General features: G+C 73.1%; 23 protein-coding genes and 1 riboswitch. Of the genes, 11 read left to right on the forward strand and 12 right to left on the reverse strand.

What is annotated here, in order from left to right; translation table 11 throughout:
• Nucleotides 1–60: 60 nt before the first annotated feature.
• Entirely contained in the window at nt 61–2,889 is a 2,829-nt protein-coding gene (locus tag D1J63_RS27070; protein ID WP_125632421.1) for an N-acetylmuramoyl-L-alanine amidase, read from the reverse strand.
• A gap of 169 nt (nt 2,890–3,058) precedes the next feature.
• Between D1J63_RS27070 and D1J63_RS27075 the strand changes: the two genes are divergently transcribed.
• Entirely contained in the window at nt 3,059–4,411 is a 1,353-nt protein-coding gene (locus tag D1J63_RS27075; RefSeq protein ID WP_125632423.1) for a 3-deoxy-7-phosphoheptulonate synthase class II, read from the forward strand.
• Between the two features lie 165 nt (nt 4,412–4,576).
• Entirely contained in the window at nt 4,577–4,810 is a 234-nt protein-coding gene (locus D1J63_RS27080) for a (2Fe-2S)-binding protein (protein ID WP_030869393.1), read from the forward strand.
• 36 nt (nt 4,811–4,846) lie between these two features.
• Here D1J63_RS27080 and bfr read toward each other — a convergent pair whose 3' ends face one another.
• Nucleotides 4,847–5,350: a bacterioferritin gene (gene bfr / locus D1J63_RS27085; RefSeq protein ID WP_030402138.1), complete on the reverse strand. Its 504-nt coding sequence runs from the start codon at nt 5,348–5,350 to the stop codon at nt 4,847–4,849.
• A 192-nt stretch (nt 5,351–5,542) separates the two neighbouring features.
• Here bfr and D1J63_RS27090 point away from each other — a divergent pair, with 192 nt between their 5' ends.
• Complete coding sequence (locus tag D1J63_RS27090; protein WP_102931048.1) at nt 5,543–6,190, forward strand: sulfite oxidase-like oxidoreductase; 648 nt, start codon at nt 5,543–5,545, stop codon at nt 6,188–6,190.
• A 19-nt stretch (nt 6,191–6,209) separates the two neighbouring features.
• Here D1J63_RS27090 and D1J63_RS27095 read toward each other — a convergent pair whose 3' ends face one another.
• From D1J63_RS27095 to thiO, 5 genes are all read right to left on the reverse strand, one after another.
• The gene (locus D1J63_RS27095; RefSeq protein WP_125632425.1) at nt 6,210–7,118 is read right to left on the reverse strand and encodes a deoxyribonuclease IV; all 909 of its coding nucleotides are present in this window, start codon (nt 7,116–7,118) and stop codon (nt 6,210–6,212) included.
• 34 nt (nt 7,119–7,152) lie between these two features.
• Nucleotides 7,153–9,114: a Stk1 family PASTA domain-containing Ser/Thr kinase gene (gene pknB, locus D1J63_RS27100; RefSeq protein WP_125632428.1), complete on the reverse strand. Its 1,962-nt coding sequence runs from the start codon at nt 9,112–9,114 to the stop codon at nt 7,153–7,155.
• 194 nt (nt 9,115–9,308) lie between these two features.
• The gene (locus D1J63_RS27105) at nt 9,309–10,106 is read right to left on the reverse strand and encodes a thiazole synthase (protein WP_125632430.1); all 798 of its coding nucleotides are present in this window, start codon (nt 10,104–10,106) and stop codon (nt 9,309–9,311) included.
• A gap of 2 nt (nt 10,107–10,108) precedes the next feature.
• On the reverse strand, nt 10,109–10,309 hold the full coding sequence (gene thiS, locus D1J63_RS27110) for a sulfur carrier protein ThiS (protein WP_030402143.1): 201 nt from the start codon (nt 10,307–10,309) through the stop codon (nt 10,109–10,111).
• Nucleotides 10,306–11,529 (reverse strand): glycine oxidase ThiO, encoded by a 1,224-nt coding sequence (thiO, locus tag D1J63_RS27115; RefSeq protein ID WP_125632432.1) that lies wholly within the window; start codon nt 11,527–11,529, stop codon nt 10,306–10,308. Before thiO ends, thiS begins: the two co-directional genes overlap by 4 nt.
• Nucleotides 11,527–11,638, reverse strand: a riboswitch (TPP riboswitch). It overlaps the preceding gene by 3 nt.
• 147 nt (nt 11,639–11,785) lie before the next feature.
• Between thiO and D1J63_RS27120 the strand changes: the two genes are divergently transcribed.
• The 5 genes from D1J63_RS27120 to D1J63_RS27140 all read left to right on the forward strand — a co-directional run bounded on the left by D1J63_RS27120 (nt 11,786) and on the right by D1J63_RS27140 (nt 16,459).
• On the forward strand, nt 11,786–13,066 hold the full coding sequence (locus D1J63_RS27120) for an FAD-dependent oxidoreductase (RefSeq protein ID WP_206436792.1): 1,281 nt from the start codon (nt 11,786–11,788) through the stop codon (nt 13,064–13,066).
• Between the two features lie 62 nt (nt 13,067–13,128).
• Nucleotides 13,129–13,494, forward strand: a complete 366-nt coding sequence (locus D1J63_RS27125) for an Rv2175c family DNA-binding protein (RefSeq protein ID WP_102930715.1) — start codon at nt 13,129–13,131, stop codon at nt 13,492–13,494.
• A gap of 203 nt (nt 13,495–13,697) precedes the next feature.
• Complete coding sequence (gene thiE, locus D1J63_RS27130; RefSeq protein ID WP_125632434.1) at nt 13,698–14,369, forward strand: thiamine phosphate synthase; 672 nt, start codon at nt 13,698–13,700, stop codon at nt 14,367–14,369.
• Between the two features lie 114 nt (nt 14,370–14,483).
• Nucleotides 14,484–15,407: a methylenetetrahydrofolate reductase [NAD(P)H] gene (metF, locus tag D1J63_RS27135; RefSeq protein ID WP_125632436.1), complete on the forward strand. Its 924-nt coding sequence runs from the start codon at nt 14,484–14,486 to the stop codon at nt 15,405–15,407.
• 56 nt (nt 15,408–15,463) lie between these two features.
• The gene (locus tag D1J63_RS27140) at nt 15,464–16,459 is read left to right on the forward strand and encodes a hypothetical protein (RefSeq protein WP_102930712.1); all 996 of its coding nucleotides are present in this window, start codon (nt 15,464–15,466) and stop codon (nt 16,457–16,459) included.
• Nucleotides 16,460–16,496: 37 nt separating this feature from the next.
• Here D1J63_RS27140 and D1J63_RS27145 read toward each other — a convergent pair whose 3' ends face one another.
• Both D1J63_RS27145 and D1J63_RS27150 read right to left on the reverse strand, forming a co-directional pair.
• A complete protein-coding gene (locus D1J63_RS27145; protein ID WP_125632438.1) occupies nt 16,497–18,017 on the reverse strand; it encodes an NAD(P)/FAD-dependent oxidoreductase in 1,521 nt (506 codons plus the stop codon).
• Nucleotides 18,018–18,516: 499 nt separating this feature from the next.
• Nucleotides 18,517–19,146 carry a TetR/AcrR family transcriptional regulator gene (locus tag D1J63_RS27150; protein ID WP_125632440.1) on the reverse strand — a complete coding sequence of 210 codons (630 nt, stop codon included), beginning with the start codon at nt 19,144–19,146 and terminating at the stop codon, nt 18,517–18,519.
• A 195-nt stretch (nt 19,147–19,341) separates the two neighbouring features.
• On the opposite strand from D1J63_RS27150, the gene D1J63_RS36810 reads away from it, so the two are divergent.
• The 3 genes from D1J63_RS36810 to D1J63_RS27165 all read left to right on the forward strand — a co-directional run bounded on the left by D1J63_RS36810 (nt 19,342) and on the right by D1J63_RS27165 (nt 21,609).
• On the forward strand, nt 19,342–19,929 hold the full coding sequence (locus D1J63_RS36810) for an SAV_6107 family HEPN domain-containing protein (RefSeq protein WP_164712990.1): 588 nt from the start codon (nt 19,342–19,344) through the stop codon (nt 19,927–19,929).
• Between the two features lie 168 nt (nt 19,930–20,097).
• Nucleotides 20,098–20,925 carry a methyltransferase gene (locus tag D1J63_RS27160; RefSeq protein WP_164712991.1) on the forward strand — a complete coding sequence of 276 codons (828 nt, stop codon included), beginning with the start codon at nt 20,098–20,100 and terminating at the stop codon, nt 20,923–20,925.
• 276 nt (nt 20,926–21,201) lie between these two features.
• Nucleotides 21,202–21,609 (forward strand): spore wall synthesis complex protein, encoded by a 408-nt coding sequence (locus tag D1J63_RS27165; protein ID WP_011028137.1) that lies wholly within the window; start codon nt 21,202–21,204, stop codon nt 21,607–21,609.
• 277 nt (nt 21,610–21,886) lie between these two features.
• Here the strand turns inward: D1J63_RS27165 and D1J63_RS27170 are convergent, their stop codons facing one another.
• The 3 genes from D1J63_RS27170 to D1J63_RS27180 are packed head-to-tail and all read right to left on the reverse strand — an operon-like array spanning nt 21,887 to nt 26,642.
• Nucleotides 21,887–24,277, reverse strand: coding sequence for a DUF3488 and transglutaminase-like domain-containing protein (locus tag D1J63_RS27170; RefSeq protein WP_125632444.1), 2,391 nt, complete (start codon nt 24,275–24,277; stop codon nt 21,887–21,889).
• Nucleotides 24,274–25,629, reverse strand: coding sequence for a DUF58 domain-containing protein (locus D1J63_RS27175; protein ID WP_164712992.1), 1,356 nt, complete (start codon nt 25,627–25,629; stop codon nt 24,274–24,276). The genes D1J63_RS27170 and D1J63_RS27175 overlap by 4 nt, the downstream gene beginning before the upstream one ends.
• On the reverse strand, nt 25,629–26,642 hold the full coding sequence (locus D1J63_RS27180; RefSeq protein ID WP_102928963.1) for a MoxR family ATPase: 1,014 nt from the start codon (nt 26,640–26,642) through the stop codon (nt 25,629–25,631). Before D1J63_RS27180 ends, D1J63_RS27175 begins: the two co-directional genes overlap by 1 nt.
• Nucleotides 26,643–26,872: the final 230 nt, after the last annotated feature.

Below are 26,872 nucleotides of genomic sequence, written 5' to 3' on the forward strand. Positions count from 1 at the left end.
CGCATCCGCGCGCGGCGCCGCGGCACGTCCCGCGATGCGGGACGGCCGCGGCGCACCGCATCAGATGATCATGCCGTACGTGTTCCAGCCGCCGCCGATCCTGGTGCGGCCCTTGAACGGCGCCGAGGCGCTGCCGGTGCCCTGGTAGAACCAGAGCACGCCGTCCTTGTCGCGGGCGATCAGGTCCGGCACCCCGTCGCGGTTCAGGTCGCTCGGGCCGTTCAGCATGTCGTACACGTACCAGCCGCCGCCGACCCGGGTGCGGGCGTCGAACACGGCCGACGCGTCGCCCGTGCCCTTGTACAGCCACAGGACGCCGCTCTTGTCGCGGGCGATCAGGTCCGGCTTGCCGTCGCCGGTGAGGTCGCCGGTGTCGGTCAGCATGTTGTAGACGGACCAGCCGCCGCCGATCCTGGACTTGGTCTCGAAGGGCGCGGCGGTGTTGCCGGTGCCCTTGTAGAGCCACAGGACGCCGCTCTTGTCGCGGGCGATCAGGTCCGGCCTGCCGTCACCCGTGAGGTCCCGGGCGCCGGTGATCGTGTCGTAGACGGACCAGCCGCCGCCGACCCGGGTGCGGGACTCGAACGGCTCTGTCATGTCGCCGCTGCCCTTGTAGTACCAGAGCACGCCGCTCTTGTCGCGGGCCACCGCGTCGCCGGTGCCGTCGGCGCGCAGCGCCGTGAGCGTCGTCACCGCGTTGTAGGTGTTCCAGCCGCCGCCGATGCGGAAGCGGCCGAAGAACGGCGAGGAGGCGCTGCCGGTGCCCTGGTACTGCCACAGCACGCCCGAGGAGTCCCGGCCGAGGATGTCGTACCGGTCGGTGCCCGGGTCGGGCGCGGTGCCCTTGACCAGCTGGACGTCGGCCGTGCGGACGTAGCCGATGCGGTGGTTGAAGCGGATCGGGTAGTACGTGGTGTCGCCCACGACCACCGTGCGCGAGCCCTCGCCCGAGCCGTCGATGTTGCCGCTGTTGTAGTACGAGCCCTTCATGGCGCCGCCGGCCAGGGCGTACTTCTGCCCGGAGAGGACGCCGTACTTGCTCAGCGACTCGTTGTTCTTGCTCTGGACCGGCACTCCGGTGCCCGTGTACGCGCTGTCCTCGGGGTAGGCGCGCCCGTACACCGGTATGGAGCTCGCCCCGGCCTTGGCCGTGACCACGTCCGGCGTGCCGACGGCGGCGGCGAACTGGCCGCCCCGGTTGTAGAACCAGGCCTTCTTGCCGCCGTACCAGATGGCCGTCCAGTCCTGCCGTGCCTCGGCGACCACGAACTCGCCGCCGGCCAGGACCTTGTTGCCCCAGTTCCAGCCCTCGGACCAGGACTGGCTGCCCAGGTACGGGTCGGTGAGCATGGCCGAGGAGGTGGACGGCGAGGAGTAGAGGTAGACGAAGTTCGCCGGCTGCTTGGGGACCGAGGAGCCGCCGTTGGTGATCTTCGGCTGGTTCGCCGTGGTGAACGGCGGGACGACGCGGATCACCTGGCCGGGCCGGTACGGGCCGCCCGGGCCCTCGGCGCCGGTCGGGGCGCCCAGCAGGTCCATGTAGTGGTTCCAGTCCCAGAACGGGCCCGGGTCCCAGTGCTGGGACTTCACGTTGCCGTCCAGGACGCCCGGGACCTCGTCGTGGCCGAGGATGTGCTCACGGTCCAGCGGGATGTCGTACTTGCCGGCCAGGTACTTCACCAGCGCGGCCGACGACTCGTACTGCGGCTCGGTGTACCAGCTGCCGTCCTTGATCGCGTAACCCTCGTGCTCGATGCCGATCGAGTGCATGTTGAGGGTCTTGTTGGCCGCGTGCCACGCCTCGTTCTTCGTCTCGACCATCTGGGTGACCAGACCGTCGGAGGCGCGGATCAGGTAGTGGGCGCTGGCGTACGAGTACGAGTTCTGGAAGACGCCCAGGGCGCTGCTGTAGCTGCCCTCGGTGTCGTGGATCACGATCGAGGTGATCTCGTGACCGGCCGTGGGGCGGCTCGCGATGTTGTAGTTGCCCCAGTCGTCGATGCCGCCGTTCTGCTTGTAGGCGGCCGGACGGAAGTCGCAGTTCAGGCCGGACGGGCACTCGGGGGTGGGGGCGGCGGAGGCCGCGGCCAGCTCCAGGTCCGTCGTCTTTTTCGGCTCGACCGCCGGGTCGGCCGGCAGCGTCAGGGACTGGCCGTCGGCGGTGACGCGCTTCTCACCGGTCTTGATCGACTCGAACACGCGCTTCGCGAAGAGCTGGGCGCCCTTGTGGTCCGGGGCCTGGCTGGCCCGGGCCACCGCCGGGTACCAGGCGCCGGGGTCCTCGGGCAGCGAACCGGTCGCGTCCTTCTGGTACTTGGCCAGCAGCGCGGCGCCCGCCCGGATGCTCTCGCCGGTGTCGCTCTGCACCTTCTCGGCCGACGCGTCGATGAGGCCGGCCGCCTCGTCCAGGGTGTGCAGCCGCGGGTCCTCGGTGTCGACGGGCTTCTCGTCGAGGCTCTTGAGGGCCTTGTCGGCGTCGAAGTGCTTCTCGACGACGGGGTCGCCGCTGCGGTTCATGTGCTCGAGCCGGTGCTCGCGCTCCTCGGCGGCGCTGCCGTTCTCGAGGCTGTCCGCGTCGACGTCGGTGAGACCCATGACGTTGTACGCGCCGGTGGTGCTCGGCAGGCCGTCGTGGTCCTCCCAGCGCGTCTGCCGGTAGGAGACCGCCATCAGCACGCTCTGCGGGACGTCGAACTCCTCGGCGGCCTGCTCGAACTCGCTCTGCAGCCGGGCCCCCGGGGCCACGGACGCCTGCGCCGGGTCCGAGCCGAGCAGGCCGGGCGAGGCCAGGGCCAGGCCGCCGGCCGTGGCGGCGACGGCCACCGCCGAGGCGACGCCGTAGACGAGCATTCTCTTCTTCTTGCGGTCTCTTCGATGGTCCGCGCTCAAAACCCCACCCCGGTATGCCCTCGATATGAATATGTGTGTGAGTCCGCTGTGATCCGAACTACAGAGGCGCGTGAGGCTACCAACCCGGGCGCGGGGTCCTGCACGGGGGTCCCGTCTCACCTGTCGAGCGATGGGAAAACCGCGTCGCGTGACCCCGTAGTGTTAAGGGGTGACCGTGAACGCTAAGACCAGCGCGAGCGCTGGCAACACCTGGCGAGACCTGCCCGCGGCGCAGCAGCCCGAGTACCCCGACACCGAGGCTCTGCGCGCAGTGATCGCGGACCTCGAGTCGTATCCGCCGCTCGTCTTCGCGGGCGAGTGCGACCAGCTGCGCGCCCGGATGGCGTCCGTCGCCAAGGGAGAGGCGTTCCTCCTCCAGGGCGGCGACTGCGCCGAGGCCTTCGACGCGGTGTCCGCGGACCACATCCGCAACAAGCTCAAGACGCTGCTCCAGATGGGCGCCGTCCTCACCTACGCCGCGTCCGTGCCCGTGGTGAAGGTCGGGCGGATCGCCGGCCAGTACTCCAAGCCGCGCTCCAAGCCGACCGAGACCCGCGACGGCGTGACGCTGCCGACCTACCGCGGCGACTCCGTCAACGGCTTCGACTTCACCGAGGCGGCCCGGGTCCCCGACCCCGAGCGGCTCAAGCGCATGTACCACGCCTCGGCGTCCACGCTGAACCTGGTGCGCGCCTTCACCACCGGCGGCTACGCCGACCTCAGGCAGGTGCACGCCTGGAACCAGGACTTCGTGAAGTCCTCCCCCTCCGGCCAGCGCTACGAACAGCTCGCCCGGGAGATCGACAACGCGCTGAACTTCATGCGGGCCTGCGGCACGGACCCGGCCGAGTTCCAGACCGTCGAGTTCTTCTCCTCGCACGAGGCGCTGCTGCTGGACTACGAGTCGGCCCTCACCCGCGTCGACTCGCGCACCGGGCAGCTGTACGACGTCTCCGGGCACATGGTGTGGATCGGTGAGCGCACCCGGCAGCTGGACCACGCGCACATCGAGTTCGCCTCGCGGATCCGCAACCCGATCGGCATCAAGCTCGGCCCGACCACCACGGCCGAGGAGGCGCTGCAGTACATCGAGCGGCTGGACCCGGAGCGCGAGCCCGGGCGGCTGACCTTCATCGTCCGGATGGGCGCGGACAAGATCCGCGACAAGCTCCCGGAGCTGGTGGAGAAGGTCACCGCGTCCGGCGCGACCGTCGCCTGGATCACCGACCCGATGCACGGCAACACCTACGAGGCGGCCTCCGGCCACAAGACCCGCCGCTTCGACGACGTGCTCGACGAGGTCAAGGGCTTCTTCGAGGTGCACAAGTCGCTCGGCACCCACCCGGGCGGCATCCACGTGGAGCTGACCGGCGACGACGTCACCGAGTGCGTGGGCGGCGGCGACGAGATCTTCGTCGACGACCTGCACCAGCGCTACGAGACGGCCTGCGACCCGCGGCTGAACCGCAGCCAGTCGCTCGACCTGGCGTTCCTGGTGGCGGAGATGTACCGGGACCAGTGACGGTCCGCCCCACGGCGGGCGGGTGAAATGGGGCGCGGGTCACACGGGATCCGCGCCCCTCCCACTTTTGCCGGCCTTGCGCGATGGGTAAGGTTAGGTTTGCCTCACCGATCAGTCGGGCCCTCCGGTCGTCGGTACGGCACGACTTTGTACCCCGCTCGGGAGGTGAACCGCGTGTTCGTCTGCAGCTGCTTCGGTGTCACCGAGGAACAGGTGAAGAGTCACGCGGAGGCCGGCGCGTGCACGCCCCGGCAGATCGCCTCCGCCTGCAAGGCGGGCACCGACTGCGGCGGCTGCGTACGGCGCATCCAGGCCCTGCTCGGGCGCGGCGCCTGCCCCCGCCGGCAGCTGGCCGACCAGGGCGCCCCGGTTCTCGCGGAGCTTCCCGAGGCGGCCTAGCCCCGCCGTTCTAGGAGGCGGCCTAGCCCCGCCGTTCTAGAGGGAGCCCGGTCCCGACGGGTCCGGCTGGGTCTGCTCGATCACCGTCGACAGGTACAGCGACTCGCCCAGCTTCTCGACCAGGTCGAGCTGGGTCTCCAGGTAGTCGATGTGGTGCTCCTCGTCGGCGAGGATCGCCTCGAAGACGTTGGCCGACGTGATGTCGTGCTTGGCCCGCATCACCTCGATGCCCCGGCGCAGCCGGTCGATCGCCTCCAGCTCGATCTCCCGGTCGGCCTGGAACATCTCGGTCACGCTCTGGCCGACCCGCACGTGGAAGAGGCGCTGGTAGTTCGGCAGGCCGTCCAGGAGCAGGATGCGGTCGGTGAGCACCTCGGCGTGGCGCATCTCGTCGAAGGACTCCGCGCGCGTGTACTTTGCGAGCTTGTGCCAGCCCTTGTGGTCCTGCAGCTTCGCGTGCAGGAAGTACTGGTTGATGGCCGTGAGCTCGGCGGTCAGCTGCTCATTGAGGAACTCGATGACTTCCGGGTCGCCCTGCATCGCTTGACGCTCCTTCGAACGGGAACAGGCGTGTTGCGCGGCATGATTGCACCGGCGTCGAAGATCGTCCAGTAAGTCTTGACTTAGTAAGTAAGTACAGGCTTAGTCGCTTTGGTGGTGATTGAGGGCGTTTTGCCCGAATGTAAGTGGGGCGGGTCAGGGGCATCGGTCCGGGTCTGTCAGGATGGAGGCATGGGTCAGCCGGTGGAACACGGATCGGGAGAAGACGGTTCGCAAGGAGCGTCGCGGTTCGAGCTCCCGCCCGGGCAGCGACTGCAGCGCGGCTGGCCCGTCACCCACTACGGACCGGTCCCCAAGTTCCGGCCGGAGCGCTGGGAGTTCCGGGTCTTCGGCGCCACCACCGACGACGAGAAGCACGGCTGGACCCACGACGAGTTCACCGCCCTGCCGTACACCACGGTCGTCGCCGACCTGCACTGCGTCACGAAGTTCAGCATGCTCGGCTCCGAGTGGGGCGGCGTCCCGGCCGCCGCGATCCTGGAGCTGGCCCCGCCCGCGCCCGCCGTCACCCACGTGATGGTCTGGGCCGAGTACGGTTTCAGCTCCAACCTCAGGCTGTCCGACTTCGCCGCCGAACGCACCCTCTTCGCCACCCACAAGGACGGCGAGCTGCTCACCGCCGAGCACGGCTTCCCGCTGCGGCTGATCGTCCCGCACCTGTACGCCTGGAAGGGCCCGAAGTGGGTCCGCGGCATCGAGTACATGACCGCCGACCGGCGCGGTTTCTGGGAGGAGCGCGGCTACCACAACATCGGCGACCCGTGGCGCGAGCAGCGCTACTCCTACCAGGAGGAACCCGGGGACGGCCCCGAGCTGTGACCCGGCCCCGGTGGGCGGATCAGCCGTCGCGCAGCTTCTTCAGCCGCTCCACGTCCGCCGCGTGCCCCTCCTTGCCGCCGGGCGTCTCGATGACCAGCGGCACCCCCTCGGTCGCGGGGTGGGTCATCAGCGCGCGGAAGGGGTCCTCGCCGATGTGACCGGCGCCGATGTTCTCGTGCCGGTCCTTGTGCGCTCCCGCCACGTCCTTGGAGTCGTTGGCGTGGATCAGCTTCAGCCGGCCCTCGCCGACCGTGTCCACCAGCAGGTCGAGGGTCCGGTGCATGCCGGAAGGGCCGGTCAGGTCGTGGCCCGCCGCGAAGATGTGGCACGTGTCCAGGCACACCCCGAGCTTCGGATGGGCGTCCAGCGCCTCGAAGTACGGCCCGAAGTCCCAGGTCCGCGAGCACAGCGAGGCGCCCTGCCCGGCGGTCGACTCGAGGAGCAGGTACGGGTCGTCGTCGTGGGTCAGCTCGTCGAGCAGCGGAAGCATGTGTTCCCGCACCTGCTTCAGCGCCACCGCCCGGTCCCGTCCGCCGGTCGCGCTCCCGGTGTGCACGACGACGCCGAGCGCCCCGATGGCCCGCCCGCGCCGCAGCGAGTGCCGCAGGGACTCCACCGACCGCTCCACCGTCGCCTCGGTGTGCGAACCGAAGTTGATCAGGTACGGCGCGTGCACGTACGCCGGGATCGACTCGGCCGCACAGGCCTCGCGGAAGGCCTCGTCCTGCTTCGGGTTGCCGACCGGGGTCGCCCAGCCGCGCGGGTTGGCGACGAAGACCTGCACGGTCTCCGCCTTCAGCTCACGGGCGTAGGACAGCCCCACGGAGTGCAGCCCGCCGGCCACCGGGATGTGGCCGCCGACGGGGTTGCGGGGGAGGACGGCGGGTGAGGGGGCCGTGGGGGAGGGGGCGGACCGTTGACTCTTCACCCATCCAGGGTGTCATGCGGCCGGCGGTGCCCCGTCACCTGATGGTGATCTTGATGGTGGACCCCTCGGGAGCCGTGTCCCCGCCGTCCACGGACTGCTTCTCGACGGTGTCGCCGAACAGTCCGAGCAGGCCGCGGTCCTCGTCCACGTCGAAGCCGGCGTCCTGGAGCTTCCGCTTGGCGTCGTCCACGTTGTCGCCGACCACGTCCGGGACCTCGATCATCCGGGGGCCCTTGGACAGCGTGAGCGTCACCGTGTCGCCCTCGGCGGCACGGCCGCCCGCATCCGGCGTCTGCCGGGCCACCTGGCCGCTGTCGTACTCCGAGTTCACCCGCTCGTCGGCGACCTTCACCTTCAGGCCGGCCTCCGTCAGCTCGCTCTTCGCGTCCTCCAGGTCGTCGCCGGTGACGTCCGGGACGTCGATCGGGCTGCCCTTGCTGACCACCAGGGCGACCGCGGAGCCCGCGCGCACGGTGGTGCCCGACCGGGGCTTGGAGGAGATCACGAAGCCCTTGGCCACCTCGCCGCTGAAGGCCTTGGTGACCATGCCGGGCTCCAGGCCCTCGTCCTCCAGCAGCTTGCGCGCCTTGTCCAGCCGGTAGCCGGACACGTCCGGCAGCTTCACGGTGTCGGGGCCGTCGGAGACGGTGAGGGACACGGAGTCGTTCTTCCGGATGCGGTCGCCCACTCCGGGGTCGGTGCTGATGACCTTGCCGCGCTCCACGGTGTCGCTGTAGGCGTGCTTCACCTTGCCGACGTCGAGACCGGCCTCGTCCAGCCGGTCCCGGGCCTGTGCCTCGGTCTTGGACAGCAGCGGCGGCACCTTGGTGAACTGGCCGGAGTTGATGTACCAGACGCCGGTGCCGACCCCGAGCACCAGCAGGACGGCGACGACGATCGCCAGCGGACCGCGTCGCGGCCGGGGCAGGCGGGACCGGGGCGGGGCCGGCGGGGGAGCGGAGAGCCGACTGGTGCGGTGGACCCCGTCCGTGCCGGGCCCGCCGTCGGCGCCGAACGCGCCGTCGCCCTCGTCCTCGTTGACGGGCAGCGGGCGGGGCATCGTCAGCGCGCGCGGGATGACGCTCGTACGGTCCTCGGCGTTGTCGTGTTCCGCGGCGAGGGCCTGCGGCGGCACCGCGTCCAGCTGGTCCGCGCTCAGCGCCGCACGCGCCTCGCGGGTCCGCGCGAGCAGCGCCACCGCGTCGTGGGGCCGGATCTCCGGGTTGCGTGCCGTCGCCGCGGCGACCAGCTCGTCCAGCTCGAACGCCATCTCCGGCACGGCGGCCGACGGCGGCGGCACGTCCTCGTGCAGGTGCTTGTAGAGCACCGCGGCGGGCGAGTCCCCGTCGTGCGGCTTGGCGCCGGTCAGCATCTCGTACAGCACGACACCGCACGCGTACACGTCGACCCTGGGATCGGCCGTGCCGTGCTCGATCTGCTCGGGCGCCAGGTAGGAGACGGTGCCGAGGACGGCGCCGGTGGTGCTGGTGACGGTGTTCACGGCCCGGACCAGGCCGAAGTCGGCGACCTTGACCCGGCCGTCGTCCCCTATGAGCACGTTCTCCGGCTTCATGTCCCGGTGCACGAACCCCGCCCGGTGCGCGGCACCGAGCGCGGCGAGGACCGGCTCCAGGATGTCCAGCGCGGCCCGCGGCCTGAGCGCCCCGCGCTCGCGCAGCACGTCCCGCAGGGTGCAGCCGGCGATGTACTCCATCGCCAGGTAGACGTACGCCCCCTCGGCCCCCTGGTCGAAGACCTGGACGACATTGGGGTGGTCGAGCCGCGCCACCGACTTGGCCTCGCGGATGAACCGCTCGACGAAGGTGGCGTCGGTCGCGAGCGTCGGGTGCATCACCTTCAGCGCGAGCACGCGGTCCAGGCGGGTGTCCACGGCCCGGTAGACCGTGGCCATCCCGCCGACCGCGATCCGCGCCTCGACGCGGTACCGGCCGTCGAGCACCTGCCCGACGAGAGGGTCCTGAAGGGTCGTGTCCACGCAGGGAGTCTACGAGCCGACACCGACACCCCGTGTCGTCGAGCGGAATCGGGCCGGTACTGCAGCGCATCTGTGACGCTTCCCACGCACCGTGCGCCGCCGACGGCGGCGCACCCTCGCGGGTCGGGCCACCTCTTGCCCGACCGGAAACGGGTGGTGCGCGGGTGGGAGACGAAACCCGGTGCGGCGCAGGCTCACTGAAAAGCGGGCCGCTCCGGATCCAGCACCGCCAGGCCCTCCGCAGGAGACGACGCCTCGGCGAAGTGCCGCCGCGGAATCCGCCCCGCCCGCCGGGCCAGCCGCCCCGCCTCCACGGCGTACCGCATCCCCTCCGCCATCAGGACCGGCTCCTGCGCCCGCGTCACCGCCGAGGCCAGCATCACACCCGCGCACCCCAGCTCCATCGCCAGCGCCACGTCCGACGCCGTACCGGCCCCCGCGTCCAGGATCACCGGCACGCGCGCGTGCTCCACGATCAGCTGGAAGTTGTGCGGGTTGCGGATCCCGAGCCCCGAGCCGATCGGCGAGCCCAGCGGCATGATCGCCGCGCACCCGACGTCCTCCAGCTTCCGCGCGAGCACCGGGTCGTCGTTGGTGTACGGCAGCACCGTGAAGCCGTCGTCGACCAGCGTCTCCGCCGCGTCCAGGAGTTCGACCGGGTCCGGCAGCAGGGTGCGCTCGTCGGCGATGACCTCCAGCTTGACCAGGTCCGTGCCGAGCGCCTCGCGTGCCAGCCGCGCGGTCAGCACCGCCTCCCCGGCCGTGAAGCAGCCGGCCGTGTTCGGCAGCACCCGGATGCCGAGCCGCTCCAGCACGGACAGCACCGACCCGTGCACCGAGGCGTTCACCCGCCGCATCGCGACGGTGGTCAGCTCCGTCCCGGAGGCCACCAGCGCGCGCTCCAGCACGTCCAGGCTGGGCGCCCCGCCCGTACCCATGATCAGGCGGGACCCGTACGACGTGCCGTCGAGGACAAAGGGATCGTCAGCCATGGTCAGCCTCCTTGGACGGCGGTGAGGACCTCGACACGGTCGCCGTCGGCCAGGGCGGTGGCGGACCACTGCGCGCGCGGGACGACGGTTTCGTTCAGGGCGGCGGCCACTCCGGACGGTGCCGCGGTGAGCGTGCCCACCAGCGCGTCCAGGGCCGTACCAGGAGCCACCTCGCGCGGCTCGCCGTTGACGGAGATGTTCATGCGGACTGCTCCGAGAGGTGCGGGAGTGGGGGAAGCGCGGGAACGGCGTCGAAGCGGCGCGGCGTGAAGGGGCGCCCCTCCTCGGGCAGCCTCCCGGTGGTCAGGGCGTGCGCCATGACGTCGCCGGTGACCGGGGTGAGCAGAACGCCGTTGCGGTAGTGGCCGGTGGCCAGCAGCAGGCCGTCCAGGGCGGTCGGGCCGAGCAGCGGGGCGTTGTCCGGGGAGCCGGGGCGCAACCCCGCGCGGGTCTCCGTCAGCGGCAGCTCCGTGATGCCGGGGACCAGCTCGTGCGCGTCGCGCAGCAGCTCGTAGACGCCGCCCGCGGTGACCGTGGTGTCCCAGCCCAGCTCCTCGCTGGTGGCGCCGACGACCAGCTCGCCGCTCTCGCGGGGCACCAGGTAGACGTGGTTGCCGCGCACCACGGCGCGCACCGTCCGGTTCAGCAGCGGTCCGTGCGTCCTCGGCATCGTCAGCCGCAGCACCTGCCCCTTCACGGGCCGCACCGGCGGCAGTACGGCCTCCGGCACGCCCGCGAGGCGCCCGCTGAGGCTGCCCCCGGCCAGCACCACCTGCCCCGCCTCCAGCGCCGTGCCGTCGGCGGTGACGACACCCGTGGCCCGGTCCCCGCGCCCGACGGTGAGCCGCTCGGCCCACACCCGGTGGAAGACCACGCCCGCCCGCTCGCAGGCGGTCACCAGCGCGTGGGCGAGGCGGCGGGGGTCGATCTGGTGGTCGCCGTCCACCCGGAGCCCCCCGCGCACGCCCGGCGCGAGCATCGGCTCCAGGCGTCGGCACTCGCGCCCCGACAGCCACTCCGACTCCAGGCCGGACCGCTGCTGGAGCGCGTGCAGCTCACGCAGGTGGGCGCGGTCGTCGGCGTCCAGCGCGACGGCGAGCGTGCCGCAGCGGCGGTACCCGAGGTCCCGGCCGGTCGCCTCGGACAGCTCGGCCGCGAAGTCCGGGTAGCGGCGGGCCGAGGCGAGGTTCAGCGCGAGCAGCGTCTCCTCGCCGTAGTGCAGCTCCGTGACGGCGGCCAGCATCCCGGCCGCCACCTGGGCCGCGCCGCCGCCCGGCTCGGGGTCCACCAGGGCCGTGACCAGCCCGCGCTGCGCGGCCCGCCAGGCCGTGACCAGCCCGACGATCCCGCCGCCGACGACGAGCACGTCGGACGTACGGGGGGTTCGAGGTGTGTGTGGAGGCGTGTGTGGTGGAGACGACATGGGCGTCCAGCCCCTCCCTTCGCCGGCATGACCCGGATCAGGTTCGTACGGTCGGAGGCCGCCAGCCTCCCTCTCAGCCCGGTGCGTCCGGGCTCCCGCGAGTGCCTTGCGTCGGCCACCCTAGCCCGCGGCGCGTCGCCCGGGTAAGGGAGCCTCCCCGACGGAGCAGAACCCCGGGGGCCGCCGATCCGCGCGGCCGCCGGCTCGTCGGGCACGCGCGCCGACCGACGAAACGCCGGGTGTCTATGGTGATCGGGTGAGTGAGCAGACGCGGGAGCGGGGACAGGGACCGGCGGCGGACGCGGAGCGCCGGGTGGTCGTGGTGGGCGCCGGGATGGCGGGCGTGCAGACCGCGGTCGCCCTGCGGGAACAGGGCTTCACCGGCCCGGTGACCCTCGTCGGCGCGGAGCCGCACCAACCGTACGACCGGCCCCCGCTGTCCAAGGCCGTCCTGCTGGGCACCGCCGAGGGCTCCGCCTTCGACGTCGACTTCGAGGCGCTCGGCATCACCCTCCGGCTGGGCTGCGAGGCCCTGGGCGTCCGCCCCGGCGCACACGTCCTGGACACCTCCGAGGGCCCCGTGCCCTACGACTCCCTGGTCCTCGCGACCGGCGCCGAACCGGTCCGGCTCCCCGGCGCCGAGGGCGTGCCCGGCGTGCACCTGCTGCGCACCCTGGACGACGCCGAACGGCTGCGCCCGGTGCTCGCCCGCCGGCACGAGGTCGTGGTCGTCGGCGCGGGCTGGATCGGCGCCGAGTTCGCCACCGCCGCGCGCGAGGCGGGCTGCGCGGTGACCGTCGTGGAGGCCGCCGACCGGCCGCTGGCCGACGCGCTGCCCGCCGAGGTCGCCGCGCCGATGACCGACTGGTACGCCGAGGCGGGCGCCGAACTGCGCACCCGCGCGCGCGTGGAGCGCGTCGAGCCCGGCGGCCCCGGCGAGCCCGCCCGTGTCGTCCTCGACGACGGCACCCGGCTGCCGGCCGGCGCGGTCGTCGTCGGCATCGGCGCGCGCCCGGCCACCGGCTGGCTGGCGGGCTCCGGCATCGCGCTCGGCGCGTACGGCGAGGTCCTGGCCGACGACCGCCTGCGCACGTCCGCGCCGGACGTCCACGCGGTCGGCGACTGCGCCTCCTTCCCCTCCGCCCGCTACGGCGAGCGGCTGCTCGTGCACCACTGGGACAACGCACTCCAGGGCCCGCGCACGGTCGCCGCCGACATCGTCGGAGCCCCGACGGGCGAGGCCCCGGCGGCCTACGACCCGGTGCCGTACTTCTGGTCCGAGCAGTTCGGCCGCTTCGTCCAGTACGCCGGTCACCACACGGCCGCCGACACCACCCTGTGGCGCGGCGACCCGGCGAGCCCGGCCTGGACGGTCTGCTGGCTGCGCGAGGGCCGCCTGGTCGCCCTGCTGGCGGTGGGGCGCCCCCGTGACCTGGCGCAGGGCAAACGGCTGATCCAGGCGGGCACGACGATGGACCCGGACCTGCTGGCCGACCCCGCGAAGCCGCTGAAGGCGACGACGGCCGCGTCGGCGTAGCCCCGGCGCGGTCCGGCCCGGTCCGGTTTCCGACTGTCAGTGCCAGGTGGCAGGCTGGGGGCGTGACCGAGATTGACGCAAAGACCGATGCTCTCGTGCCCGCCTGGCTCACCGTCCCCGACATCGCCGAGAAGCTCGGCGTCGAGGTGACCCGGGTACGCCAGCTGATCAAGGAAGGCCAGCTCATCGCCGTCCGCCGCGGCGAGAACCGCGCGCTGCACGTCCCGGCGGTCTTCATCGACGAGGACAAGGTCGTCAAGGGCCTGGCCGGGACCCTGACACTGCTGCGGGACGACGGCTTCACGGCCGAGGAGATGCTGGAGTGGCTCTTCACGCCCGACCCGAGCCTGCCCGGCACCCCCGCCCAGGCCCTGGCCGAGAACCGCGGTACGGAGGTGAAGCGCCGCGCCCAGGCGCTCGCCGTCTGACCGCCACGGCGCCGGCCTGTCACACCGCGTGATCGCGGCCGATCCGCGACCTCGCCGGTCCGGTCCGTCGCACGGTTGATCCGCCACACCGCCCGGCGTACGAGCCGCGGACCACGGCCCGGGAGGGGCCCGGTCCGCGGCCGTGTGCCAGAATCGCGCGGCCCGGTCCCGGGCCCGCGCCACCGAACCGGGGGGACACCCGCATGCCCGACACCGCCCCGACCACCGCCCGCGCCCGGCTCGCCGACGCCAGGCTCTACCTGTGCACCGACGCCCGCCGGAGCCAGGGCGATCTGCCCGAGTTCCTGGACGCCGTGCTCGCCGCCGGGGTCGACATCGTCCAGTTGCGGGACAAGGGGATGGAGGCGGCCGAGGAACTGGAGCACCTGAAGGTGTCCGCCGAAGCCTGCGCCCGCCACGGCAGGCTCCTCGCGGTCAACGACCGCGCGGACGTCGCGCACGCCGCCGGCGCCGACGTGCTGCACCTCGGCCAGGGCGACCTGCCGGTGCCCGCCGCCCGCGCGATCCTCGGCGACGACGTCCTGATCGGCCGTTCCACGCACGCCGAGTCCGAGGCGGCCACTGCCGCCGTCCAGGACGGCGTGGACTACTTCTGCACCGGACCGTGCTGGCCCACCCCCACCAAGCCCGGCCGCCACGCACCCGGCCTCGACCTGGTCAGGTACACGGCGGCGCTGGGCACCGACCGCCCCTGGTTCGCGATCGGCGGCATCGACCTCGGCAACCTCGACGAGGTGCTGGAGGCGGGCGCCCGGCGCGTGGTCGTCGTCCGCGCGATCACCGCCGCCGACGACCCCGGCGCGGCGGCGGCCGAGTTCGCGAAGCGGCTGCGGCAGGTCCCGGCAGGGGAGTAGCCCCGCGCAGCCGCGAGCGGGCCGGGTGTCCAAAAGGTGGACAACAACTCGACAATATGGACAAATGTCCCCCATCCGGTTGGGGGACCGCCGCACCCTGGCTAACCTGCCGGTATGGCCCTCGGAACCGCAAGCACGAGGACTGATCGCGCCCGCACGGTGCGCGACATCCTCGCCACCGGCAAGACGACGTACTCGTTCGAGTTCTCGGCGCCGAAGACGCCCAAGGGCGAGAAGAACCTGTGGAGCGCGCTGCGGCGGGTCGAGGCCGTGGCCCCGGACTTCGTCTCCGTGACCTACGGCGCCGGCGGCTCCACGCGCGCGGGCACGGTCCGGGAGACCGAGCAGATCGTCGCCGACACCACCCTGACCCCGGTGGCCCACCTCACCGCCGTCGACCACTCCGTCGCCGAACTGCGCAACATCATCGGCCAGTACGCCGACGCCGGGATCCGCAACATGCTCGCCGTGCGCGGCGACCCGCCCGGCGACCCGACCGCCGACTGGATCGCGCACCCCGAGGGCCTGACGTACGCCGCCGAACTGGTCCGGCTCATCAAGGAGTCGGGCGACTTCTGCGTCGGCGTCGCCGCCTTCCCCGAGATGCACCCGCGCTCCGCCGACTGGGACACGGACGTGGCGCACTTCGTCGACAAGTGCCGGGCGGGCGCCGACTACGCGATCACCCAGATGTTCTTCCAGCCCGAGTCCTACCTCCGGCTGCGCGACCGGGTCGCCGCGGCCGGCTGCGAGACCCCGGTCATCCCGGAGGTCATGCCGGTGACCAGTGTGAAGATGCTGGAGAGGTTGCCGAAGCTCAGCAACGCCTCGTTCCCCGCGGAGCTGAAAGAGCGGATCCTCGCAGTCAAGGACGATCCCGCGGCGGTACGCTCGATCGGGATCGAGTTCGCCACGGAGTTCTGCGCGCGGCTGCTGGCCGAGGGTGTGCCCGGACTGCACTTCATCACGCTCAACAACTCCACGGCTACGCTGGAAATCTACGAGAACCTGGGCCTGCACCACCCACCGCGGGCCTAGACCGGCCGCACGTATTTGCGACACACTGCGTAACGGCCACTGGGAGAGGGGCGTACATGGGCTGGACGGTCCTCTACATCGCGTTCGGCGTCGTCGCGCTGTGGCTGCTCGGCGAGGTGCTGTTGCAGTACAAGGCGCGGCTGCGCTGGCGGCTGCTCGCCTTCGGCGGTTTCGTCGGCGTCGTGGCCGGTGTGCTGATGTCGAACGTGCTCGTCATCGGGGTCGGCGCGGCCGCCTTCGCGGTCGGCCAGACCTACGTCACCCTGTCGTTCCGCCGCGGCTTCGAGGCGGGCTGGGCGGTCAACGCCCCGGCGAGCCTCGTCGGCAGGCGCGCACGTCCCGAACGGGACCGCCACGACCCGGCGTTCGAGACCCCGGGACCCGAATCCGCCGCGGGCGACCGGGACCACCACGACGGCTACGACGAGCACGCCCAGGGGCCCGTCGCGGGCCAGGACGGCCCGCCCTACGGGGCCGACGACTACGACCGCGACGACGTCTTCACCCCCGCCCGCCCCACCGCCGACCCCACGGCCGCGGAGACCACCGCCGTCTACGCGCCGCAGCCCATGCCGGACGACACCGGCTCGTACGGCGTGTACGCCGACTCCGGTTACGGCACCGGCCAGCAGCAGGCGGCGGCCGCGCCGGGCGCCGACCAGGCCTACGCCTACGACTACTCGGGCTACGGACAGCAGCAGGGCTACGGCTACGACACCGGCGCGCAGCAGCAGTACGCCGCCTACTCCGACCCGTACATCGGCACCCACACCTACGACGGCGGGTCGTACGACACCGGCGCCTACGACACGACCGGTGGGCAGCAGTACGGCCAGCAGGGTTACGGGCAGGACCCGTACGCCACCGGCGGCACCGGTGCGCCCGGCGGCTACGGCGGCGAGACCCCGGCCGGCGGGGTGTGGGTGCCGCAGCAGCGCAGCACCGACGACCCCTACGGCGGCGAACTCCCGGCCGAGCAGCCGTATCCCTACCAGGGCAACGACCAGACGCAGGGGTCGAGCCAGGGCTACGACGAGCAGTACCGCTTCTGAGCCCCCGGCCGGTCTTCGCCGGGCGCCCGTCGGCGGCTCACTGGGAGCCGCGGAACTCCGGTCCCTCCACCACGAGTCCGGCGACCAGCGCGCCCGACATGCCCGCGTGCGGGAGCCCTCCGCCGGGGTGCGACCAGCCGCCGACCGTGAACAGGCCGTCCGTGCGCGTCGAGTTCGCCGCGTGCAGCAGGCGTCCGGCGGCCCCCGCCAGCGCCGGCGCCGGGATCGCGCCGTCGGGCACACCGGTGTCCGCCGCGACCTCGGCCGGGGTGCGCACCTCGTGCCACAGGAGGCGGTCGCGCAGGCCGGGCACCGCCCGCTCGGCGACGTCGATCAACTGCTCGGCCCAGCGGGCGTACACCTCGGGTGTGGGCCCGTCGGACGCGTCGCCCGGGGCGGGCACCACCGCGGAGAGGGTGACCGCCTCGTGGTCCGCGTCCGGGACCAGCGCGGGGTCGTCGGGCCGCAGGACGGTGACCGTGGGCCGCGCGGCCATCCCGGGAGCGGCGCCGAACAGGCGGTCCAACTCGGCCGCACGGTCCGCCGCGTGCACCACCGTCCGGTGCGCCGTGCCGCCGGGGCGCCCGCCCCGCAGCGCCAGCAGCACCGTCAGCCGGCTCGCCCCGCCGCGCTGTGCCGGCACCTCGCCGTCGGTGCGCACCGGTGATCCGCCGTGGAGGCGGTCCAGCACCGCCGGTGCCACGCCGGAGACCACGAACCCGGCCTCCTCCACGGTGCCGTCGGCCAGCTCCACGCCGGCCACCCGGCCGTCCTTCTCGACGATCCCGGTGACCTCCGCCTCGAAGCGGAACTCGACCCGGCGGGCCAGGCACCGCTCGTACACCGCCCGCGCCAGCTCCCGCAGACCGCCGCCGCGCACGTACCACATGCCGAACGCGTACTCCATGTACGGCAGTACGGCCGCGTTCGCCGGGGCGGTGCGGGGGTCAAGGCCGTACGCGAGGGCGTGGCTCTCCAGCAGGGCGGCGAGCCGGGGGTCGCGCAGCTCCCGGGCGGCGACCTCGGCGAGCGTGCCGGCCCGGCGGGTGCGCAGCAGCCGCTTGTGCGGGACCGCCGGATAGGGCTCGCGCTCGGCCAGCACCCGCCAGTTCGGCCAGAGCGGCTCCTCCAGGAGGGGGCGGCGGGTCCGGTCCCAGGTCTCCCGGGCCCGCACCAGGAAGTCGCCCCAGCGCTCCCCGGCGCCCGCACCGAGCGCGGAGTCCAGGGCGGCGACGACACCCGCCCGCGAGGCGTTCGGCAGCGAGACCTCCGTGCCGTCCGCGAAGACGTGCCGGCACGACGGGTCGACCTGGACCAGCTCGACGCACGACTCCAGCGGCTCCTTGCCGGTCTTCACGAACAGATCGCGCCAGACCGCGGGCAGCGGAAGCAGACCGGGGCCGGTGTCGAAGGAGAACCCGTCCCGCTCGAAGCGGCCCAGGGCTCCGCCGTAGGTCCGCGCCCGCTCGTACACCACCACCCGGTGGCCCGCGACGGCCAGCCGGGCGGCCGCCGCCATGGCGCCCGTCCCGGCGCCGATCACCGCAATCCGTGCCATGCCAGGGACTTTATCCGCCGCCACCGACACCCCCGTGCGAGGGCTGAGCACCGCGACGGACGTCCGGGTGACCGGTCGGCGGGGCCGGGCCGTGGGGCGGGGTGCGCAGAGCTGAGTAGGTGTACTCAGTCCGGCAGATGAGTACGCGCGCGGATGGGCTCCGACCTGCGCGAACGAGAGAGTGGAGACACGGAGAGGGGCACGGCTCCGGCACCGGCGGCACGGGGCGCCGGAACGGAGCCGGGCCCGCGATCCGCTCCTTCCGCCGACCGCGGTCGGCGGGAGCGAGACGGGGGAGCCCGGAGGGACGACCGGCGACGGGGGTTCCGACGGGGGGACGTACGGGGGAGCAGGAGAAGGCGCCGGTTCGTGGCGGCCCGCGGGGGACGCGGCCACCACGGACCGGCGCTCTTCGTGCCCGGCCGACCGGTCAGCGGTCCGCCACGGTCGCTCAGCCGCCGTCCGCTCAGCCCCTGCCCGTGCTCAGCCCCGGCCGCGCTCAGCCCCGGCCGCTCACGCGGCCCTGGAGCAGCCGCGACAGCGCGGCGTGCACGTCGTCCAGGGAACGCTCCGGCTGGAACGCCTTCCAGTCCAGCGCGGCCACCAGGACCATGCCGACGAGCGCGGCGGCGGTCAGCGGCACGTCGATCTCCGCACTGAACTCACCACTGGCCACACCCTCGCGCAGCACGCCCTCCACCACCGCCACGGCCTCCTGCCTGACCACCAGCAACGTGGACTGCCAGGCCCGGTTGGTGCGCCACAGCTCGGCCACGTACAGCTGGGTGAAGGCCGGGTACCGGTCGATGAAGACGAGCCCCGCGCGGATCATCGCGTCCAGGGCGTCGACGCGGTCGAGGCCCTCCCGGGCCGCTTGTTCCGCCGCCCGGCGCAGCGAGGCGGTCAGGAGGCCGACGCCGTGCCGCAGCAGCTCCTCGAAGAGGACGGACTTGCTGGCGAAGTTGTAGTAGACCGTGCCCTTCGCGACCCCGGCCCGCTCGGCGATCTCGTCCACGGTGGTGGCGGAGAACCCCTGCTCGGCGATGAGGGTGACCGCCGCCTCGTACAGCTTCTGCCGGGTGGCCTCGCGACGACTGCCGCTCTGCGAGGCGGTGCTGCTGCTTTCCATGCTCCCGATTCTCACAGCACCCCGCCGACGGCCGTCACCGCAGCCCGGACCGGGGCCGCGCCGACCGCCGCACCGAACGGTTGATCGAAACAAAAGTCCAGGTCAGAACGGATTGTCAGTGGCATACCTCACGATGGGCACATACGGCACCTCCTGCCAGGAGCGTGCCGTCACGGAGACGACAGGAGGATCGTCATGGCCCACTCGTCCGCAGCCGCCGCCCGGCGGCGCCGCGCAGCCGGCCCTGCACCCTCACTGACCGGACCGGCGAGCGACGTGCACCCCGTGCTCCGCCGGACAACAGCCCCGCCCGCCGCCCTCGACCTGCTCGCCCAGGCCCGGGCCGGACTGGAAGAGGCCGCCGTCCTCGAAACGCCGAACGAGCGGTACGCGACGGCCCATCTCGCCGCCCTGCGCACCGCCGCCGCGGTGCTGGCCGCGCGTGGCCGCCCGGAGACCAGCCCACGGGCCAGGGCCCGCATCCGCAGCGCCTGGGAGGTGCTGCCCGAGATCGCGCCCGAGCTGTCCGACTGGAGCGCCCTGTTCGCCTCCGGTGCGCGCCGCCGGGCCCGGGCCGAGGCGGGCATCCAGGGGGCCGCGGGCACCCGGGACGCCGACGACCTGATACGCGACGTGGCGATGTTCCTGCGCCTGGTGGAGCGGATGCTGGTCCTCCAGCCCGTGCTGCCCCAGCCGCGCCCCGACACGGACCCACCGGGCCCGGAGCGCTCCGACCGCCCCGACGCCGGTCACCCCGGCCGGGACCTGCCGGACGCGGGCTGACCGGGGAGGGCACGGGTGACCGGGTGGTGAACGGGTGACCGGCGGGCGCGGCGGAGGCAATAGGGTGGGAGACGCCTGAAGCCTCCCCCTCCCCGCGCCGGGCGGGGGCGGCAGCCCGTTTCGCTCCGCCCGTTTCCGGGGCGGTGCCGCGCCGAGGAGTCAACAGCCGTGTCGGACCCGATGCGCCCGCCCGCCTCCCACCCCCGACCGCAGACGGCGTCGCCGCGCTCCGAGCCCTCCCGTTCCCGGTCGGCCCTTCGTACCGCCGTGGTCTGGGACGTCCTCCAGGACGCCCTGGACCGCCGGGTCAAGGCCACGGGCCGACAGACGCTGGACGTCCTCGACACCGGCGGCGGCAGCGGCAACTTCGCGGTGCCCGTGGCCGGCCTCGGCCACCGCGTCACCGTCGTGGACCCGAGCCCCAACGCCCTGTTCGCCCTGGAGCGCCGCGCGGCCGAGGCCGGCGTCGCCGAGCGCGTGCGGGGCGTCCAGGGCGACGCCCGCGGCCTCTTCGACGTGGTCGAGCGCGGCGGCTACGACGCGGTGCTGTGCCACGGCGTCCTGGAGTACGTGGACGACCCCGCGGAGGGCGTCCGCAACGCGGTGGCGGCCCTGCGCGCCGACGGCGTCCTCAGCCTGCTCGCCGCCGGCCTGGGCGGTGCCGTGCTCGCGCGCGCCCTCGCCGGCCACTTCACGGAGGCCCGGCAGGCCCTGGCCGACCCGGACGGCCGCTGGGGCACGGGTGACCCGGTGCCGCGCCGGTTCACCGCCGAGCAGCTCACCGGTCTGGTCGAGGCCGCCGGGCTCCGGATCGGCGCCGTGCACGGGGTACGGGTCTTCGCCGACCTCGTCCCCGGCGTGCTGGTGGACACCGAGCCGGGCGCCGTGGACGCGCTGCTGAAGCTGGAGGCCGCGGCGGCCGAACTCGCCGCGTTCCACTCCGTGGCCACGCAGCTCCATGTGCTCGGTGAGACACGAGGTGCCGAAGAGTCCTGAGCGTCCGCCGGGGTAAGCCGCTGATCAGGGACGCGACTGCAGATGGAGTACGCCACAGGCCCCCCGAACGGGGGGCAGTCGCCGTATGATCGAGGGAGACGGCCCGGCATGACGGGTCGGCCGCTGGGGAATGGGAACTTCAGCGAGCCGGCACGGCCATGACGGAGTCCGGTTGGTCAATTGGCGCAGAGGGGCGGGTTTCACGGGGGCGATTCCCTGCCTATCCTGAAGAGACCCCCCGGGTCGCCCCGGCGACTGCACGATGAGGAGGACTCCGTGCCGCTCTCGGAGCACGAGCAGCGCATGCTCGAGCAGATGGAGCGAGCGCTGTACGCCGAAGATCCCAAGTTCGCGACAGCGCTCGAGGGAAGCGGGCTGCGTACGTACACCCGGCGACGGGTCTACCAGGCGGTCGCGGGCTTCCTCGTAGGTATTGCGCTCCTCATGGCCGGAATGGTCGCCCAGCAGGTGTGGCTCAGTGTGGTGGGCTTCCTGGTCATGCTGGGCTGCGCGGTTCTCGCCGTGACCGGCTGGCGCAAGGCCCCCAAACCGGGCGAGCAGCAGCAGGCGGCCGGTGCCGGACCGCAGGCCGCGCGCCGCCAGGGAAGGCAGAAACGCTCGATGATGGACCGCATCGACGAGCGCTGGCAGCGTCGCAGAGACGAGCAGCAGGGCGGCCAGTAGCGCCCCGGCAAGCGCTCACCAGGACATCCGCGTGAGGGGGTGACCACCGTTCGGGTGGTCACCCCCTCACGCGTGCCGGAAAGCGCCCGAAGCCGGCCACAAGCCCCCGAGGGGGTCCGCAGTGACCTGGTCGGCAGTGACCGCGACGGGGACCTGAAGCGGCCCGGGAGAACCAGCGGCGCGGTGAGTGCCCCAGGCAGCCCAGCGCGGTGCCCTGAGTGTCCGAGCCCCCAGAGAGCTGTGGGCGCCGCCCCGGCCGGGCCGGCGCCCGTTCGGCTCAGCCCTGCTGGTCCGACGTCCTGCGCCACACCGGGCGAGCCGTCGCGGCCCGCCGTTTCAGGGCCGTCCACCGGACCGACACCGCCCAGGCCACCCGTACGGCCGAACGCGGCGCGAGCCGTGCGCGCCACCGCTTGGCGCGGCCGGCCGTGGCCCGCAGACCGGCGGTGGCCAGCCGGACGTCCTCCGTCAGCCCCGCCGTCAGACGCGGGCGCGGCGCGTAGAGGACCTGCTCCACGGCGTCCGCCACCCGGTGCACCGCCGCCGCGGCCGCCGCGTCGAGCCGGCCCAGCCGGACGACGCGGGCCGCCGCCTTGCGGGTGGTCTGCGACTCCTCCGGCAGGATCCCGAGGTCCCACGCCGTGTCCATGAGCTCCTGCCACACCGCGAGGGTGTGCGGACCGGCGTCCGCCTCACCGCGGCCGTGTGCCCCGAGCCGTACCGCCCTGACGCGCAGCCGCCACAGCATCGGCGCGAGCGGGATCAGCAGCACGACGAGCCCGGCCAGGGCCCAGCCCAGCAGCGCGTACCACTTCGGTCCGTCACCGCCGGTGACGGGCACGGCCGCCGCCGACTCGGTGGCGCAGGCGTCCAGCTTCTTGTCCTGCGGGGAGCAGGCGTCGCTCTCCGAGGGCGCCGCCGACGGCTCCGTCCGGCTGTTCCGCGAGGGCAGGGCGGGATCCGGCACCGTACTGCCCGGCCGGTCCGTGATGGTGTACGCCGGGGTCGAGCCACGCGTCGGCGTCGGCTCGAACCGGGTCCAGCCCACGCCCTCGAAGTACACCTCGGGCCACGCGTGCGCGTCCCGCAGCCCCACCGAGACCGAGCCGTCCGCCTGCGGGGAGCCCGGCGCGAAGCCCACCGCGACCCTGGCCGGGATGCCCAGGGAGCGGGCCATCGCCGCCATGGCGAAGGAGAAGTGGACGCAGAAGCCCTCCTTCTCCTTCAGGAACCGGGCGATCGCCTCCGAGCCGCTGCCGATGTCGACCTGCGTGTCGTACTCGAAGCCGCCGTTGACCGCGAAGTACTCCTGGAGCTTGACGGCCTGCTCGTAGGGGTTCGCGGCGCCGGCGGTGACCTCGCGGGCGGTCCGGGAGACCACCTCGGGCAGCGAGTCAGGCAGCTCCGTGTACTCGCGCCTGAGCGCCGCCGACGCCTGGGGCGCCGCGGCGAGCTGCTGCGCCGTCGGCTGCAGGCTCAGGCTCCGGACCTCGTACGTCAGCCCGCGGGTGTTCTGGCCGTGGTCGCCGACCAGGGTCATGCCGACCGGCTCGTAGCGCCAGTTGCCCGCGACGCGCACGCCGCTGGGCGGATAGGGCATCGGCAGCCAATCCTGGGCGAAATCGTCCGCGGCCGAGATCAGGGTCCGGATCTCCGTGCGCCTGATGTCGGGGCCGAGACCGGCCGGGGTCGGGAACGTGCCGTCCGGCACGGCGGTGATGTGCCGCTTGGACGGCTTCCAGGTCGTGCCGTCGAAGTCGTCCAGGGAGACGATGCGCAGGTACAGGTCGGACAGGCTCTCGGAGTCGGTCTGGAGGGTGAGGACCTCGCGGTCCTCGTTCACGTTGAGACTGTCCCGCAGGGAGACCAGCGGGTTCACCGCGGAGATCGTGCCGCCGCCCCCGGTCCCGGAACCCACGCCGCCGCGGGCGCTGTCCAGCAGCCCACCGTCCATCGCGGGCAGGGCGAGCGGCACCACCAGGGCGATGCCCAGCGCGAACGCGCCGATCCGGCGTCCGGCGCGGACCGGGGCGAGCGCGCGCCCCTGGTCCGCGCCCGGGGAGCGCGGAGAGCCGCCGAAAACACGGCCCCACTGGGAGAGCCGGTCACGTCCCTCGGCCAGCAGCAGCATCAGATAGCCGGCCGCCGCGACCAGGAACCACAGCCAGTCGGCGCTGCCCTCCGACAGCCCCGCGGCCACCGAGTAGAGCGCGAGCAGCGGCAGGCCGGCCGGGGCGGCGCTGCGGAAGGACACCGCGAGGGTGTCCACCAGCAGTCCGATCACCAGGACGCCGCCGACCAGCATCAGCCGGATGCCGTCCGACTCCAGCGGCGCCGGGATCGCGTACCGGGCGATGTCGTCGCCGCCCTGCTGCAGCAGATCGGCGAAGTGCTGGAAGGCCTGCGGGCCGGGGACCAGACCGGCGATCGCCTGCTTCCGGGCGAAGACCAGGGTCAGCAGCACCAGCGTGACCAGGGCCTGCGCGGCGATGGTCAGGGGCCGCGCCAACGGCACCCGCCGCGCCACCGCGCCCACCCCGGACTGCACCGCCAGCAGCACCGCCGCCTGCAGAATCCACGTGGCCGGGTCGACCAACGGCAGCAACGCGCACGCCGCCATCAAGGTGGCCGCCCAAGCACACAACGCCAACCGCGCCCGCCCGCTCATCGCGCCGCCTTTCCGCCGGTCGGGGTCGTGAGGGTGGTGCGTTCGTGGTCCGCCGCGCGCCACAGCCCCTCCACCGTGGCGCCCCGGGGGACGGTCACGGCGGTCCAGCCGGACTCGCGGAGCATGCGCAGCCGTTCCGCGCTCCTGTCCAACGGGCCGGGGACGTCGGCCGGTTCCCGGGACCAGGTCTCGCTGTCCAGGAGGAAGGCGAGGGCGCCGCCGCTGCGCTGCCGCATCTTCGCGGCCACCGCGGCCTGCTCCTCGTCCAGGTCGCCGAAGAAGGCGACCAGCAGCCCCTCGTTCCCGCCGCGCAGCGTGTCGTACGCCGGGGACAGGTCCGTGCCGTCGGAGTGGTCGATCACCGCGAGGGTGTCCAGCATCAGGCCCGCAGCATCGGCCGTGCCCTGGCTCGCCCCCGCGAAGCCGTCGCCCGGCACCGAGTCGCCCGTGTCGGTGAGCAGCCGGACCGAGAAACCCCGCTCCAGCATGTGCACCAGCACGGACGCCGCGCCCGACACCGCCCACTCGAAGGCCGAGTCGGGACCCGCGCCCTCGAAGGCCACCACCCGGGTGTCCAGGAGCACCGTGCACCGTGCCCGCTGCGGCTGCTCCTCGCGGCGCACCATCAGCTCGCCGTACCGCGCGGTGGAGCGCCAGTGCACGCGGCGCAGGTCGTCGCCGTACCGGTACCCGCGCGGGATCACGTCGTCGTCGCCGGCCAGGGCGAGTGAGCGCTGCCGGCCCTCGCCGTACCCCTTCGCCTCCCCGCTCAGCCGCACCGGCGGCAGCGCCTCCACCCGCGGGATCACGGTCAGCGTGTCGTACGTCGAGAAGGAGCGGGTCAGCTCGCACAGGCCGAACGGGTCGGTCAGGCGCAACTGCAGCGGGCCCAGCGGATAGCGGCCGCGCAGGTCGGAACGGACCCGGTAGGACACCTCGCGGCGGCCGCCCGGCTCGACCCGGTCGAGGACGAAGCGGGGCCGCGGGCCGAGCACGTAGGGCACCCGGTCCTGGAGCATCAGCAGACCGGTGGGCAGCCGGGAGACGTTGTCGACGCGCAGATGGACCCGGGCCTCGCTGCCCGCGGGCACCCGCCCGGGGGAGAGCCGGCGACTGCCCGCGACCCGGTAGCGCGTGCGGTAGAGCACGGCCGCGCAGAGCAGGGGCAGCACGCCGAGGAGCAGCCCGACGCGCAGCAGATCGCTCTGTCCGAGGACATAGGCGCAGACCGCGGCCGCGATGCCGGCGGCCAGGAAGGAGCGTCCGCGGGTGGTCAGTCCGGCCAGCGCGGTCCGGACGCCGCCGCCCTCGCCCCGGTCCTCCCCGGCCCCGGCCGTCCCCCCGGCGTCCATCACAGCCTCCGCGGCGGCTGCTGACCGTATCCCGGCGTACCGCGGCCCACACCGAGGCCCGTCTGCGGCCGGGGCTCGGCCGGCACCGGGGTGTGCTGCAGGATCTCCTGGACGACCTGCTCGGAGGTGCGGCGGTTGAGCTGGGCCTGCGCGGTCGGCAGCAGCCGGTGGGCCAGGACGGCGACCGCGAGGGCCTGCACGTCGTCCGGCAGCGCGTAGTCCCGGCCGCTCAGGGCGGCGGACGCCTTCGCCGCGCGCAGCAGATGCAGCGTGGCACGCGGCGAGGCGCCGAGTCTGAGATCCGGGTGGGTGCGGGTCGCCGCGACCAGCTCCACCGCGTACCGCCGGATCGGATCCGCCACGTGGACGCCGCGGACCGCCTCGATCAGCTTCAGGATCTCGTGCGCGTGCGCCACCGGCTGCAGATCGTCCAGCGGGCTGACCCCGCCGTGCACGTCGAGCATCTGCAGCTCGGCCTCCGGACTCGGATAACCGATGGAGACCCGGGCCATGAAACGGTCCCGCTGGGCCTCCGGCAGCGGATAGGTGCCCTCCATCTCGACCGGGTTCTGCGTCGCCACCACCATGAAGGGGCTGGGCAGCTCGTAGGTCTGGCCGTCGATGGTGACCTGGCGCTCCTCCATCGACTCCAGCAGCGCCGACTGCGTCTTCGGCGACGCGCGGTTGATCTCGTCCCCGATCACCACCTGCGCGAAGATGGCGCCCGGTTTGAACTCGAAGTCCCGGCGCTGCTGGTCCCAGATGGACACCCCGGTGATGTCCGAGGGCAGCAGGTCCGGCGTGAACTGGATCCGGCGGACCGAACAGTCGATGGACCGCGCCAGCGCCTTGGCCAGCATCGTCTTGCCGACCCCGGGGACGTCCTCGATCAGCAGGTGTCCCTCGGCCAGCAGCACGGTCAGCGAGAGCCGTACGACCTCGGGCTTGCCCTCGATCACGTTCTCCACCGAACCGCGGACCCGATCGACCACGGCGGTCAGATCTTCCCCCACGCTCCCGTACGCTCGCGCGGCGGCGCCCCCATGGCTCGCCTGATCGTCATAGGTCGTCACCCGGCCCTCCTCGGCCTTGCCCCGCACTCCTGAGAAATGGGGGTACCCCAACTTGCCGGGCCGGTCCCTCTCCACGGACCGGCCCACCCCGAATCACGGACGCCGCCCGGAAAAAGTTCCGGTGCGACACCACTTCCCGCATTCTTGCCGCCGTTACCGATTCGTGTCAC

This window comes from Streptomyces sp. KPB2, from assembly GCF_003950055.1.
Taxonomy (GTDB): domain Bacteria; phylum Actinomycetota; class Actinomycetes; order Streptomycetales; family Streptomycetaceae; genus Streptomyces; species Streptomyces salinarius.